This is a genomic window from Streptosporangium sp. CA-115845 (assembly GCF_050943795.1).
In the GTDB taxonomy this organism is placed as follows: domain Bacteria; phylum Actinomycetota; class Actinomycetes; order Streptosporangiales; family Streptosporangiaceae; genus Streptosporangium.
The window spans coordinates 2,054,761-2,068,544 of sequence record NZ_CP191988.1; the positions used below are offsets into that span (position 1 = coordinate 2,054,761).

The 13,784-nt window shown below is 68.9% G+C and carries 9 protein-coding genes; 4 read left to right on the top strand and 5 right to left on the bottom strand.

All coding sequences use genetic code 11. The features are described 5' to 3' along the window. Positions 1-208: 208 nt before the first annotated feature. Positions 209-514: a hypothetical protein gene (locus ACQP0P_RS11695; protein ID WP_433374760.1), complete on the bottom strand. Its 306-nt coding sequence runs from the start codon at positions 512-514 to the stop codon at positions 209-211. Next, a complete protein-coding gene (locus tag ACQP0P_RS11700) occupies positions 495-932 on the bottom strand; it encodes a hypothetical protein (protein ID WP_433374763.1) in 438 nt (145 codons plus the stop codon). Before ACQP0P_RS11700 ends, ACQP0P_RS11695 begins: the two co-directional genes overlap by 20 nt. Here ACQP0P_RS11700 and ACQP0P_RS11705 point away from each other — a divergent pair. After that, positions 922-4,791: a LamG-like jellyroll fold domain-containing protein gene (locus ACQP0P_RS11705; RefSeq protein ID WP_433374766.1), complete on the top strand. Its 3,870-nt coding sequence runs from the start codon at positions 922-924 to the stop codon at positions 4,789-4,791. The genes ACQP0P_RS11700 and ACQP0P_RS11705 overlap by 11 nt on opposite strands. Positions 4,792-4,817: 26 nt before the next feature. On the opposite strand, the gene ACQP0P_RS11710 is transcribed toward ACQP0P_RS11705, so the two are convergent. Continuing rightward, entirely contained in the window at positions 4,818-8,339 is a 3,522-nt protein-coding gene (locus ACQP0P_RS11710) for a BTAD domain-containing putative transcriptional regulator (protein ID WP_433374769.1), read from the bottom strand. 154 nt (positions 8,340-8,493) lie between these two features. On the opposite strand from ACQP0P_RS11710, the gene tnpA reads away from it, so the two are divergent. The 3 genes from tnpA (at position 8,494) to ACQP0P_RS11725 (ending at position 11,538) form a co-directional block, all read left to right on the top strand. Next, complete coding sequence (gene tnpA, locus ACQP0P_RS11715) at positions 8,494-8,919, top strand: IS200/IS605 family transposase (protein ID WP_433362464.1); 426 nt, start codon at positions 8,494-8,496, stop codon at positions 8,917-8,919. Next, positions 8,912-10,096 carry an RNA-guided endonuclease InsQ/TnpB family protein gene (locus ACQP0P_RS11720; protein ID WP_433374517.1) on the top strand — a complete coding sequence of 395 codons (1,185 nt, stop codon included), beginning with the start codon at positions 8,912-8,914 and terminating at the stop codon, positions 10,094-10,096. Before tnpA ends, ACQP0P_RS11720 begins: the two co-directional genes overlap by 8 nt. Before the next feature lie 428 nt (positions 10,097-10,524). Continuing rightward, positions 10,525-11,538, top strand: coding sequence for an ArsR/SmtB family transcription factor (locus ACQP0P_RS11725; RefSeq protein ID WP_433374772.1), 1,014 nt, complete (start codon positions 10,525-10,527; stop codon positions 11,536-11,538). 199 nt (positions 11,539-11,737) lie between these two features. Here ACQP0P_RS11725 and ACQP0P_RS11730 read toward each other — a convergent pair whose 3' ends face one another. Both ACQP0P_RS11730 and ACQP0P_RS11735 read right to left on the bottom strand, forming a co-directional pair. Further along, positions 11,738-12,985 (bottom strand): cytochrome P450, encoded by a 1,248-nt coding sequence (locus ACQP0P_RS11730; RefSeq protein WP_433374775.1) that lies wholly within the window; start codon positions 12,983-12,985, stop codon positions 11,738-11,740. A gap of 13 nt (positions 12,986-12,998) precedes the next feature. Next, positions 12,999-13,784, bottom strand: a complete 786-nt coding sequence (locus tag ACQP0P_RS11735) for a thioesterase II family protein (RefSeq protein WP_433374778.1) — start codon at positions 13,782-13,784, stop codon at positions 12,999-13,001.

Below are 13,784 nucleotides of genomic sequence, written 5' to 3' on the forward strand. Positions count from 1 at the left end.
CAAGACTGTGCCGGCCGCGGTTCTTCGTGAATGGCTCGGCAAGTTTCCGAGCTGAATACAAGACGCTTTGCGTGGGAAGTATCGTCAGGTGATCCAGGGGTGTCGATACCTTTAAGTCACCGCTTAAAGGTATCGACACCCCTGAGGATGGTCGTCGATACTTCCCGTGGAACGCGTTATCTGTGCTAAGGAAGAGAATGTCACGCCATTAACCGGGAACCGTTATCGGTGTTCGCCGCATGCCGCAATCGCAAACGGCTGTCAGCGAGGCGTGTTGTTCCTTTTCGAACCGGATGCCCGGCCACTCGGAGAGTTTTTCATCAATGGCTTCTTCCAGCCGGACGCCGGCCCGGTCGTTCGCGGTGCCCACCACCGCGCGAGTCGGTGACGCGGCCGTCGCGGTACGGGCGAACCGGTGCCGGTCGGTCAGCCGACCGGCGGCGGGCAGGCGCGTCGCAAACCAACGGAGAGTAGTCCCCAATGCGTTCAATCGTTCACCGTCCGCGCTGGTCACGAGTGAAACGCGCGGCCACGGTCGCGGCGGTATTCGCCACCACCCTCAGCGCCCTGCCGACTTCGTCGGCCGCCGCCGCGCCGTCTCCGTCTCCCGCCACGCCCCGAACGGGAGTCATGTCGGTGGAGCGGTCACTGGCGCAGGCCAGGCACGCCGGCGAACCGATCGAGGTCACCGGTGCCGCGACGCCCACGGACACCGTGACGGCCAATCCTGACGGCACCCTGACCCTGAGCCGATCGGTCATGCCGACCCGCAAGCTCGTCGACGGATCCTGGGTGAAGCTCGACGCGACGTTGCGCCGGAACGCGGACGGGTCCCTGTCGACCACCACGACGACGAGTCCCTTGACGCTCTCCGGCGGCGGCACGGGACCGATGGCGACCATGGCGAGCGCGGACAGGTCGGTGACGTTCACTCTGCCGATCCCGCTGCCCGCGCCCACGCTGACGGGCGACACCGCCACCTACTCCGACGTGCTGCAGGGGGTCGATCTGCGGATCGTCGCCGACGCCCAAGGCGGCTTCTCCCACGTGCTCGTGGTGCGCGACGCCGCCGCGGCGGCCAACCCGGCGCTGAGGAGGCTCACCGTGGCCACTCAGGCCAAGGGAGTCGACCTCTCCGCCGACGGCGCGGGCAACATCACCGGCAAGGACAGCGTCGGCCAGGTCGTGCTGACCGCCCCCGCGCCGATGGCCTGGGACTCGGCGCGCCCGGCCGCCGTAGCCAAGGGCGTGGCATCGGATGCTCTGGAGCAGCGCCTGGCCTCCACGATCCGTGGCCCGGGTGAGGCAGCGAAGGTGATGCCGATCAGGACCACCGTGACCACCGGCAGAATCGATCTGGTGCCGAGCCAGGAACTGCTGACCGGTGCCGACACCGTGTATCCCGTCTACATCGACCCCACCTTCACCTGGTCCGCGACGGGGACCAAGAACAACGGGTGGGCCACCGTCTCATATGACCACCCGTCCTCCAACTTCTGGAAGAAGACTCCCGACCCGCAGGGCCGCATGCAGGTCGGCAACTCGGGCAGCCAGTGGTCCCACACCCTGATCAATTTTCCGGTCGACACCGGTGCCCTGGCAGGCGCGACCATCGCCTCCGCGACCCTCGACATCACCGGGATCTGGTCTTACTCGTGCACTCCCAGCAGGGTGAACCTCTACGCTCCCAGCACCACCCTGACCTCCTCCAATGCCACCTGGAACTACTGGAAGGGGGTCAACCTCGGCAGCGTGGCCGACTACAAGAGCGTGGCCCACGGGTACGGCCCCTCCTGCCCCGCACGTGGTGTGGCCTTCGACGTGCTGGCCGAGATCAGGTCCGACGTCAACGCCGGCAAGAAGACCCAGACCTTCGTCCTCACCGGTCACAACGAGGCGAGCGACCACAACAGCTGGAAGAAGTTCCTTGAGACCAGTCCCACGCTGACCATCAGGTACAACCACCGGCCCAACACGCCGACCGGGATGACCACGTCCCCTGCGACGTCATGCGCCGCGGCCACGCCGACCACGGTCGGTGCCGGGCCGGTGTCGCTGTACGCGCCGGTGTCGGACCGCAACGGCGGGACGCTCGGTGTGTCGTTCAAACTGTGGAAGACCGCCGACACGACCGAGACCCCCGTGGCCTCGTCGGACCCCAGCCTGCTGACCTATGCTTCCGGCGGCACGGCCGTGCTGGTGGTGCCGGCCGCCACCCTGACCGGCGCCGCCGGTGGCACGCCGACCGGGTTCTCCTGGAAGGTGCAGGTCACCGACTTCAATCTGACCGGCGACTGGTCGGTCACCTGCCGTTTCCTGTACGACCCGTCCTACCCCGGCGCACCCGGCGTCACAGCGCCCTCGGGCCGGACCACGATCGGGCAACCGGCGGTGTTCACCGTCTCCGCACCGGCGGGCGGACCCACCCCGACCGGTTACAGCTACCAGCTCAACGGTGCCGCTCCCGCGACCGTCAGCGCGGCTTCCGGCGATGTCGTCATCAACGTCACGCCGACCCGCTTCACCAACACCCTCACTGTGACCAGCCTCTCCCCCGGCGGAAACTTCGGTGAGACCGCGACCGTGACGTTCAACTCCGACCCCGCCGCCACGGCCGCCGACGCGGACCTCACCGGCGACGGCGTCGCCGACCTGCTCACCGTTGGCGCCAGCAACGGGCTCCCATCAGGACTGTGGCTGAGCGCCGGCAGAAGTCTCGACGACGTCAACACCTATGCCACCGACATCGGAGCCAACGGCAACGGCATCGGCGACAACTCACCCGCCGATTTCGACGGTGGTCAGGTCATCAGCGGCCGCTTCACCGGCAGCGGCCTGCAGGACGTGCTGGTCTACTATCCCAGCGGGGGCAACGCCGGCGGTGGCTCGATCCTGCACGCGAACGGCGACGGCTCGGTCATCCAGTCCCAGCTGAGTGGCAACCAGTACACCATCACCTCGAACACGCTGGTGGACGACCTCGGGAACAAGCCCCTGCGACTCGCGAACGCCGGTGACAGCACCGGCCGAGGGCTGATCTATCCCGACCTCATCGGCGTCGGCGGCAGCGGCGACGACGGGTATTACCTGACCTATTACCCAAACATGGACCTGACCGGTGGCTACTTCTGGACCGACCGGCTGACCACCCCGACCCCCGCCGGCGACATGGCGTGGAACGACTGGACCATCGCCACCGCCCAGCTCGGCAGCGGTACCGCCATGTTCCTGTGGAACCGCGGCACCGGCGCGCTGCACCTGTGGACGAACCTGCGTTACGACATGGACGGCACACTGGCCCACACATCCCACGCGCTGGCCCGCGACTGGAACAAGAACGCGACGCTGAGCCTGCGGGCCGCCGACATCGACGGTGACGGCAATGCCGACCTGTGGACCGTCGGCCCCGGCGGCGTGACGACGGCCTCCCTCGTCACCGACCTCGCCGACGGCACCGGCGACATCACCACCCGACCGGCGCGGCCCCTGGTCACCTCGGCTCACACCTGGCCGTTGAACGACGCCTCAGGCAACGTCCCGGTCACCACAGCCAAGGACGTCACCGGCACCGGCACGCTGACGGCGTCCGGCAACGCGGTGTGGCACGACGGCGATCTGTTCAGTCCGAGCCTGATGCTGAACACCGACGCCACCGGTGCCGGTGCGGATCCGCTCGGCACCGGCAGCCTGGTCGGCGACAGGCCCCTGATCGACACCACGAAGTCCTTCAGCGTGGCCGTCTGGGTGAAGCCCGCCAAGACCGGAGGAGTCATCCTCTCGGAGGATGGCGCCCACTCCTCACGGTTCATCCTGTGGCCCAACGAGAGCGACAACACGTGGCGCTTCGGCATGGCCACCGGCGACACCACGGGCTGGCCCTATGACCAGGCCGTCGCGCCCGCCGGCGTGCAACTCGGCGTATGGACTCATCTGGTGGCGGTGTTCGACGCCGACAGCCGCACGATGGCCCTCTACGTCAACGGATCACTCGCGGCCACCGCGAGCCACAACCCGAACGTCACCTGGCCCTCGACGGGTGGCTTCGTCGTCGGCCGCTACCGGTACAACAGCGCGCCCGCCGCCTACTTCACCGGCCAGGTGAGCAACGTCCAGATCTGGAAAAGCGCCCTGACCGCGACCCAGCTCGGAGCGGACGTTCCCCGGCATCCCCGCATGGGGCAGTGGAAGTTCGACGCCGCCACCGGCCTCACCGCCGACTCCTCGGGCAGGCAGCACACGCTGACGCTCAACGGCTCCGCCACCGGCACCGCGGGAAGGTACGGCCAGGCGCTGAGGTTCGACGGGGCCGCCGCCTTCGCCTCCACCGGCAAGGTCGTCACCACCGCCGAGGGCTACACGGTCTGCGCATGGGCCAAGCTGGACGATGTGGCCGACCTCAACTACCGCGCCGTCTTCAGTCAGGACGCCGCGAGGTCCAGCGGGTTCTGGCTACGCACCAACTCCGCCGGCCACTGGGAGTTCGTCCTCGGGGTGAGCGACAGCTCCTACACCACCGTCATGGACACCGGCCCCGCCGCTCCCAACGTCTGGACCCACCTTTGCGGAGCATGGGACAAGGCGACATCCAAGATGATGCTCTTCGTCAACGGTGCGCTCGTCAGCGCCAAGACCGCCACGGGGGTCAGTGCGAACGGCGCGTTCACCATCGGGCGTTACAAGTATCTTGACAACTACAGCGGCACCTTCCCCGGTGCCGTCGACGACGTCCGCGTGTACGCCGGCGCCATGACGACCTCGTACGAGATCAAGTCGATCATGGAGGACAGTTGACCGTTCGATCCTCCGGTCAGGAGTTTCTAGACCGCCTTCGTGGACGCGGCCTTCAAGAGAGCCCGGACCCGGCCGGCGCCGGGCGAACCGATGTCGGTGAAGAGCGCGAGTGCTTCCCGCCAGAAGGGGAGAGCCGCCTCCACTCCCCGGCTCCGGCACGTCGCGGAGCCGAGCTGTGCCAGGGCGTCGGCCAGTCCCAGCCGATGACCGCTCTGGCGATGAAGGTCGATCGCCTGCCTGGCCTGGGCCGCCGCCTCCTCGATCTCGTCCCGGTTGAGGTGGATCTCCGCCAGTGCCGCGCGGGCCTGCCCTTCCCTGATACGGAAAGTCGCCTTCCTGGCGATATGAAGGGCCGCACGGGCGGAGGCATCGGCTTCGCCGTCGTCACCGAGGAGCACGTACACGCGGGACAACCCGATGAGGGCCTCGCTTTCGAGGTAGCCGACGCCGGACTTCCGCGCCAGCCGGAGACCTCGCAGGTAGTGCTCCACGGCCTCATCGTGATGTCCGAGGCTGTGGCAGGCGGCGGCGAGGGCGTTCCGTGCGACGGACTCGCAGGAGGAGTCCTCGCTCAGCCGCAGGGCGGTCCGCGCGAGTTCGAGGGCCTCGGCGAAGTGGCCGGTGTCATGACGGACCCTGCTGAGGGCGGCCAGCGAGTCGACCTCGTTGAGGTAGTCCCCGATCCGGCGGGTCAGGCTGATCGCCTCACGCAGGTGTTCGGCACTGCGGGAGAGCATTCCGAGGTCATGGTAGACCTGGCCTATCGTGCACAGAGCCGCATACGACCCCCCCGGGAGTTCCGATTCTCGCCAGATGCCGTACGCGAGGGTCAGGTAGTCGATGGCCTCCCGCAGCCGCCCGCGGTTCCGTTCAATGTTTCCCAGGTTGTTGAGGACGATGATCTCGGAGTGCTGTTGTGAACCGGTCCGCCGCAGAACGTCGAGTGCGTCGAGGAGTCTGCCGCTGGCGTCGTCCAGCCGTCCGAGCTCTCCGTACACGGCTCCGAGATTGATGAGCGCCGCGATCTGGCCCTTCGCCCAGTCCACCCGCCGGCTCAGATCGAGGGTGCGTTCGAGATGCGCGATCGCCTGTAGAGGCCGGCTCATGGAGTAGTGGGCGTGCGCGGTGCCGAGGTGAAGCGACGCCTGCCCGTACAGATCACCCGTCGCGCGTGCGGCGTCCAGCCCGGCGCCGGTGACGGCCAGCCGCTGGACGGAGTGCCGGCTGCGGGCGAGGTAGCCGCGCAGGAGGCCGGCGAGCAACCACGCGGCCGGCCGGGGCCCGTGCTCCGCGGCGTAGGTGATGGCCGCGACGAGGTTGACATGCTCGGCCCGCAACCACGCCAGCGCCCGCTCCGGCGCGTCGAAACCGGCCGGCGGCGTGCCCGGCGGGGGCGCGCTCGCCGGCAGCAGTATCAGCTGCGGGTACAGCATCCGCACCGCCGCGTCCGTGCTGTGCAGGTAGTGGTCGTACAGCCGCTGGACGGCGGCGGCCCGCTCCTCGTCGCAGTCCTCGTCCCGGTCGCGTTCCGCGGCGTACACGCGCAGCAGGTCGTGAAAGGAGTACCTGCCGGGCTCGTGCTCGCTGACCAGATGAGAACGGACCAGTTCCGCCAGAAGCCGTCGTACCCGCTCCTCGGGCACGTTGGCCAGACGCGCCGCGGTCGGGGCGCCGATGTCAGGTCCTGGGTGGAGCGACAGCAGCCGGAACAGCCGCGCCGCCTCGTCGCCGAGGGTGCGGTAGGACCAGGAGAAGACCGCTCGCACATGAGTGGCGGAATCGCCGCCGTGGAAGATGTCCAGGTCGCCGCGGCTGTGGCGTAACTCCCCGGCGAGGGCGGTCAGGGCGAAGTGCGGGTTGGTCACGGCGCGGGTGGCGACGATGGCGAGTGCCAGGGGCAGGCGGGCGCAGTCGGCGACGATCGCGTCCACCGCCTCCGGTTCGGCGGCGACGCGTTCGGCGCCGATCCGGCGCGCCAGGAATTCACGCCCCTCGGCGGCCGGCAACAGGCCGAGCGACAGTGGATGGGCGCCTTCGACGGCGACCAGGCCGGACAGCTGGTCGCGGCTCGTCACCACGACGAGGCAGCCTGCCGTACCGGGCAGCAGAGGGCGGACCTGTTCGACGTCCCTGGCGTTGTCCAGGAGCAGCAGCATTCGGCGACCGGCCAGCAGACTGCGGTAGAGCCCGATCTGGGCGTCGACGTCCTGGGGGATCCGCTGCATGGGCACATGCAGTGCATCCAGAAACGTACGGATCGCCTCCGCGGGCTCGACAGGTCCGGCGGTCGCGTCGAACCCACGGAGGTTCAGGTAGAGCTGCCCGTCGGGAAACCGGTCGCGAACCCGGTGCGCCCAGTGCACCGCCAGGGTGGTCTTGCCCACCCCGGCGGTGCCCGATACGACCAGGATCGGCAGAGCGGCGGGTTGTACGCCTGCGGCGGCCAAGAAGGTGTCGAGCTGTTCGATCTCGCCGGTACGGCCTGCGAATCCCCGCGCGCTGAGGGGGAGCTGCGCCGGGACCGTGTCCGCCGGCACGACGTGGCGATCAGCGGTCTCCTGGCGGAGCACCCTCAGGTGCGCGGCGGCCAGCTCGGGGCCGGGGTCGACGCCCAGGTCGTCGACGAGTCCGGCGCGGACCTCGGCGTACAGCCGCAGTGCGGCCGCCTGTTCTCCGCAGCCGGCCATCGCCGTGATGAGGCGAGCGTGCAACCCCTCGTGCAGTGGTTCGGCGGTGACGAGTTCGCGCAGCCGGACACAGGTCTCCTCGTACCGGCCGGAGGCGAGCCCCAGATCGGCGAATGCCAGGCCGGCGGCTGTCCGGCGCCGGTTGAGCGCGACGGCGACAGGATGGTGACGCAGCCGGGAATCGGCATCGGCCAGCACACTGCCTCGCCAGCATCGCAGAGCAGCGTCGAACAACTCCCACGCGGGCAGCGCCCGTCCCCCGGTCCGCGCGGCCTGCGCCTGTCCAAGCAACTCGTCGAATCGTACGAGGTCGAGATAGGCGGCCTCCGGATCCAGGGTGTAGCCGCCGGAGACCGATGTGATGGGGACGGGCATCCCCTGCCGCCCGGAGGCGAGCAGCCCGCACAGAGAGCCGACGTATCCTTGGAGCAGACGCCGCCAGGTTTTCGGCGGCCGATCTCCCCACAGTACGTCGACGATCTCCTCTCGTGACACACACTGTCCTGGCTGTATCGCCAGCAGGCCGAGCAAGCTCCGCCGCACGGTCGACGTGATGTCGATGCGAGCGTCGTCCCGGCTGACGGACAGGGGCCCGAGCACGCCGATGCGAAGGGGGTCTTTTGTCCTGGAACCCGGCCGAGCGGTCGCGAGCAGCGCGCCGAGGTCGTCGTCCGAGAACGACAGTGCCCTCGCCAGTCGCTGCAGCGTGGTCGCGCGTGGTCGTTTCACCCGGCCCGCCTCGATGTCGCGCAGCGAACGCTCACTCACCCCGGAGACAGCCGCCAGTTCACGTTGACCGAGGCCCATGCTCAGGCGGCGGTCACGGATCAAGGCCCTCGCTGTGTCCCGGCCCAGCTCCATCAGATCCTCCCGAGGGGACCGTCGCCTTTAGGCGACGGGGGAATCGGGAGCGGGAGGGCCGCCAAGGCCCGAGCGTGCCCTGACCTGTCTGGTCTGCGCATCAGAGATCTCCGTTCGTCGTGCATTAGATGAGCGGCGCTGTTATAAACATCATGTGACTCGTCGGATACGCACTTCTCCCGGTGCGGCGTATGACCTCGGGTACCACGTGGTGTGGTGCCCGAAGTACCGCCGCCCGGTCCTTGGCGGGCGGGTGAAGGACCGCCTGGAGGAGCTGATCCGCACCAAGGCCGACGAGCACGGGTGGGAGATCGTGGCGCTTGAGGTGATGCCCGACCACGTGCATCTGTTCGTCAAGCCCAACCCGAAGAACTCGCCGTCGTACGTGGCCAACCAGTTCAAGGGCTTCACCTCCCACCACCTGCGCGCCGAGTTCCCGCACCTGCGCTCCCAGCTGCCCACGCTGTGGTCGCGGTCGTACTTCGTGGCCACGGTCGGCGCGGTGTCGGCCGAGACGGTGCGGCGCTACATCAACACTCAGTACGAGCGCACCTCCAAAAGTGGTGGTGCTCGTGCGTAGGTCGTTCAAGTTCCTGCTCCGCCCCACCAGCAGGCAGGCCGCCGCGCTGACCGCCTGCCTGGACGACCACCGCGCCCTCTACAACGCCGCGCTGGAGCACCGCCGCACCGCCTACGCCAAAGCGGGCGTGAGCATCCGCTACGGCGAGCAGTCCGCCGACCTGAAACACATCCGCGCCGATGACACCGGCGGTCAGGGCCGGTGGTCGTTCTCCTCCCAGCAGGCCACCCTGCGCCGCCTGGACAAGGCGTTCGCCGCGTTCTTCGCCCGCGTCAAGGCCGGGCGCACCCCGGGGTTTCCCCGCTTCAAGGGCAAGGGGTGCTTCGACACGGTGACCTGGCCCAAAGACGGCGACGGCTGCCGGTGGGACTCCCAGCCCGAACACCCTACCGCCACCTACGTGCGTCTCCAGGGTGTCGGGCATATCCGCGCCCACCGGCACCGGCCGGTGCGCGGCACCGTCAAGACGATCAGTGTCAAGCGGGAAGGCTCCCGCTGGTACGTCGTGCTGTCGTGCGACGACGTACCTGCCGAACCCTTGCCCGCCACCGGCGCGGTCGTCGGGATCGACCTGGGCGTGGCCTGGCTGGTCACCACCAGCGACGGCGAGCACCTGGACAACCCGCGCCACCTGGCCGCCTCCGCCGAGCGCCTCGCCGTCGCCCAGCGGAACCTCGCCCGCAGGAAACGCGGCTCCACGCGGCGCTGTAAAGCGGTGGCGCGGGTCGCGGCCCTGCACGGCAAGGTCCGCCGTCAACGCCTCGACGGCGCACACAAGGCCGCACTCGCGCTGGTCCGCGACTACGACGTCATCGCCTGCGAGGACCTGCGGATCGCGAACATGACCCGCTCGGCGTCCGGCACCGTCGAGGTGCCCGGCCGCAATGTTGCCCAGAAGTCCGGCCTCAACCGTTCGATTCTCGACGCGGGTTGGGGGGTGTTCTTGACGATCCTGTCGCACAAGGCTGAAAGCGCCGGTCGAGAGCTGATCGCGGTGAACCCCGCCCACACCTCCCGCACGTGCGCCCGCTGCGGGCATGTCGCGAAGGAGAACCGCCTCGCCCAGGCCACGTTCGTCTGTCAGCGGTGCGCTCATGCGGCGCACGCCGACGTCAACGCGGCGATCAACATCCTGCGGGCAGGGCTTGCCCTTCGCGACGTCGCGCAAGCGGCTTAGCGAGAAGCCGCTCCCTTCAGGGAGCGGAGGAGTCACGGGTCCAGAACTATCATGATCGCGGTGTTGCCACGCCGTAATCTGCCGCTGGTTCCACCGATTTCTGCCGGTCCGGGGTTGGCGGCGGCACCTGTCAGTGCTGATTTTCGGTCTCGTCCCAGCTTGGCGGGGGGACCCCCGGCCGCTCGTGCCATGCCGCCACGACGCGGGGATCCACGCGATGACCACCACGTCGCCGGCACGTCCTTCCTTATTGTTTTGCCTGCCCGGTTGTGACCCCTGCCGGCGTGTCCGGGCGCGCTGAGCGCCGGTTACGGATCCGCCGGTACGACGACGAACTGGATGAGGAGCGACATGGATGGACGCGGTCGCGCGGACGGCGTGTCCGGGCATGGCGACGACGGACGCCGCGCGCACGAGGGCCGGCAGTCATGATGCGCCTGCATTTCACCGCGGCCGATCTGGCTCAGATCACGCTGGCCCCTACCGCGAACGCGTTGATGGAAACCGTTCTCGCAGCACGCCGACGTCATATCGGGCCCACCGCCGTACGGCGTTCGCGAAGTTGGGGCCGCGGGCGCTCTCCAGACGGACTCTCCGGCACCGCGTCCGCCACCGGCGTACTCAACGGGCTGGTCGCTCAGGAAGGTTACCTTCCCGACTTTCTACTGCAGCCGTCCATCAGTGATCTCGCCGACGGCATCGAGTCGGTCATGCAGACGACCGCGGAACAGTTCGAGGACGGCCTCCGCCCGCTGAGCGCTTTTCAGCGGGCGGATCCCTGGGCCGAGGAACTCGCCGCCGGTTCCGTGAAGGCGCGGCGGACTCTGGCAAGAGAGCTGGGTGCCTGCTTCACCTCGTCGCTCGCCCCGAGGTGGGGACAGATCCAAAGAAGCGTGGTCGCCGATCGCTCGTTCCGCGCCGAGACGCTGCTGCGGGGCGGAGTCGACGCCCTGCTCGCCACGCTCCATCCCGGATGGCGCTGGGAGGCCCCCACCCTGCACATACCGTCGCCGGTCGCCTACGACGTCGGGCTGTGTGGGCGTGGGCTGCTGCTGGTCCCGTCGTACCTCGCACCCGGGCCCCTGCTGACGTACCGGCCGGGCCAGTCGACGATACTGGTCTACCCGGTGGCCCGCGTGGACAGGCCGGCCGATTCGGCGGCGGACGCCCTGGGACCTCTTCTCGGACACACCCGCGCGGCTGTCCTGGCCGCGTTGCGTGATCCGGCCAGCACCACGGCGCTGGCGGAACGGGTCGGTGTCTCCCCGGCCTCCATCAGCCAGCACACCACCGTACTGCGCAACGCCGGACTCGTTTCGACCACCCGGATCGGCGGTGCCGTCCTGCATTCCCTGGCGCCGCTCGGAGCCACGTTGCTCCACGAAGGGGCCGGTTCCGGTCGCAGGATCCTGGATCGGCCCTCGCGGGCGTTTTCCGGATGAGCGGGCCGCGCTCACGTGCGTCCTGGATTCCACGGGCAACGCCCGCAAACGCTGGACCGACCGCCGCAAAGCCGCCCTCACCTTCGAATGGGCTACGAGTCCGGCGGTCGTAGATCAGCGCGAGACGGTCGCCGTGGCCCGCCTCGACATGCCGGTCCAGCTTCTCAATTCACTGTGGCACCCTCACCGCCGACCGGCGTCACGCCACGGCCGGGTGCAGCCGGACCGGCAGTTTCTCCAGGCCGTTCACGACGATCGAGCTGAGCCGGACCGCGGGACCGGTCGGTTCGACGCGTCCCACCTGGCGGCGCAGTTCGGAGAAGAGCGCGCTCATCTCGGCACGAGCCAGGACGGAACCGATGCAGAAGTGGCGTCCGGCACCGAGGGCGAGATGGCGGTTCGGCTGCCGGGTGATGTCGAAGCGGTCCGGCCGCTGGAAGATCTGACTGTCACGGTTCGCCGAGGGGTTCCACAGCACCACGCGGTCACCTTCCTCAATGGTGCGGCCGTGCAGCCGCACCCGCCGGGTCGCCGTCCGCATGATGTGCGTGGCGCTGGACGTCCACCGCAGTATCTCCTCAACGGCGGATGCCATGAGATCCGGGGACGTGCCGAGCGAGCGCCATTGTTCGGGATGTTCGATGAACGCCTGCATCCCTCCGGCGGTGGCGAGCCGCACGTTCTCAGTGCCACCGACCAGCAGGTTGTCGCAGTTGAGCAGGATGTCCTCGATGGTCAGCGGGCGCCCTTCGACCCGGCCGTGGACCAGCATGCTGACCAGATCGTTGGCCGGTGCCCGACGCCGCTTCTCGATGAGTCCGATGAAATAGCGGATGATCTCCTGGTGGGCGATGCTCCGGGCGTTGGCGTCCCCGGCGCCGAAGGCCTGACTGGTGAGCTGGAACAGGAACTCCCTGTCCTCGGCCGGTATGCCCATGAGGCGGCAGATGACGTAGAGCGGCAGCCGGGCGGCAATGTCGGCGACGAAGTCGCACTCCTCCAGCCGCAACGCGCGCTCCACCACCTCGCCGGCGACGGACCGCATGCCGCCGTCCATCCCGCGCACGGCCCGGGTGGTGAACCAGCGGTCGACGAGCGATCGCAGCTGGTGATGGCGCGGCGGGTCGGTGAGCGCCATGGTGCGTCCGCCGCCCGGATCCGACCCCTGGGAGGCCGGGCGCAGCAGGATTCCCTGTGCCGAGCTGAACGTCTCGTGGTCGCGATAGACCGCCTTCACATCGTCGTACCGGGTGATTGCCCAGAAGCTCGGCATCGTGGTGGCCCGGTGCCGGTAGACCGGTTCGTGTAACCGTAACCAGGCCCATACGGGGTACGGATCACCATGGGCGTACAGCTCCGGATCCACCAGGTCGATGGACTCCGGATCGATGTCCCGGCCTTCCTGACCGGCCCGGGACTCCGGCTCTCCGGCACTCGTGACGGCCACGCGTCGACGTCTTTCATCCATGGGTTCCACCCGGTCCTCCCGTCCTTGGCCGCCGTCGCGCCGGCGGCTCCGCGCCAAACCGCTCCCGCACTTTCCCCCGGAGGTCCTCGATGACCGCCTGTGGTTCCCGTTTCACAAAATGGTGATCGCCCTCGACCTTGACGGACTCCGCCCTGCCCGAGGTGTAGGCCGACCACGGCTCGCAGGGGACGGTGTCACGCGTGGCGTAGTACGCGACGATGTCGCAGCTGAGCCGGCCCGGCGAGGGGACGTACCCGGCGGCCATGCCGATGTCCCCGATCATGACGGTCGCGGTCCGGGCGACGATCTCCTCCAGGATCTCGGCGTCGATCCCCAGACCTCGCCCGTGCTCGTAGGTGATCTCCCGCAACGCCCGCATGTTCGGCGCGTCGTACTCCAGCGGTCCTGCGCGAGGTGCGCACGCGACCGGCACCAGCAGGTCGGGCGTGCACGCGAGTGCCGTTTCGAGTGCCAGCCATGTCCCCATGCTGTGCCCGATGTAGACGACCGGCACAGCCTCCGCCCGCCAGGACGCGATGGCCGGAACGGTCTCCCGGGAAGCCGCCGGGATCGAGTCGGCGAAGTCCTCGTCGGCCCGGTGCTCCCTCGCCGGCAGGCACACCGCGGCGAGCCGCCAGCCCTCGGGCAGGAGCCGGCTCCAGCCGGTGAACGCACCGGGTCCACCACCGGCGCCGGGGAAGATGACGATGTCCAGGTCCACCTGTCGCGGCCGGGTGATCTGCACCAGTACCCGGTCCTGCCCGCTGTTCGTCTCCAT

Bases quoted from the DNA above. Each gene is read 5' to 3' on its own strand.
- ACQP0P_RS11735 (WP_433374778.1), bottom strand. From the start codon at position 13,784: ATGGAGACGAACAGCGGGCAGGACCGGGTACTGGTGCAGATCACCCGG.
- ACQP0P_RS11725 (WP_433374772.1), top strand. From the start codon at position 10,525: ATGATGCGCCTGCATTTCACCGCGGCCGATCTGGCTCAGATCACGCTG.
- ACQP0P_RS11710 (WP_433374769.1), bottom strand. From the start codon at position 8,339: ATGGAGCTGGGCCGGGACACAGCGAGGGCCTTGATCCGTGACCGCCGC.